At 69.8% G+C, this 620-nt stretch carries 1 protein-coding gene; it reads left to right on the forward strand.

Going from position 1 to position 620, the window contains the following annotated elements:
• Positions 1 to 620: AMP-binding protein (locus tag A5756_RS21590; protein WP_156659755.1), on the forward strand; the 620-nt coding region annotated here is incomplete at both ends.

Consider the following 620-nt stretch of genomic DNA (forward strand, 5'->3'; position numbering starts at 1 on the left):
GCGGCGCGGGTGGTGCGTGCGCCGGGGGCGGTGGCGGTGCGGTGTGCGGGTCGTTCGTTGTCGTATCGGGAGTTGGATGAGGCGTCGAATCGGTTGGCGCATGGGTTGATTGCCCGGGGTGTGGGTCCGGGGGAGTCGGTGGCGGTGTTGTTGGACCGCTCGGCCGAGGCGATCGTGGCGATCCTGGCGGTGCTCAAGAGCGGGGCGGCATATTTGCCGATCGATCCGGGGTTGCCCGAGGCGCGCATCGAGTTCATGTTGACCGACACCGCGCCGGTGGCCGCGGTGACCACGGTCGCGCTGGCCGGCAAGCTGGCCGGGCATGTGTTGCCGGTCATCGACGTGCACAGCCCCGCACTGCAGTCGCAGCCCGCCACGGCGCCCCCGGGCCCGGATCCTGAGGATGTCGCGCATATCATCTACACCTCGGGGACCACCGGGGTGCCCAAGGGGGTGGCGGTCAGCCACGCCAATGTGACCCGGTTGTTCGACGCCCCGGCGGTGGGGGTGGCGTTGGCGCCCGGGCAGGTGTGGACCCAGTTCCATTCGTATGCGTTTGATTTCTCGGTGTGGGAGATCTGGGGGGCGCTGCTGCACGGCGGGCGACTGGTGGTGGTCCC

Origin of the sequence: Mycobacterium sp. 852002-53434_SCH5985345, from assembly GCF_001667155.1 — a bacterium.
Classification (GTDB): Bacteria; Actinomycetota; Actinomycetes; order Mycobacteriales; family Mycobacteriaceae; genus Mycobacterium.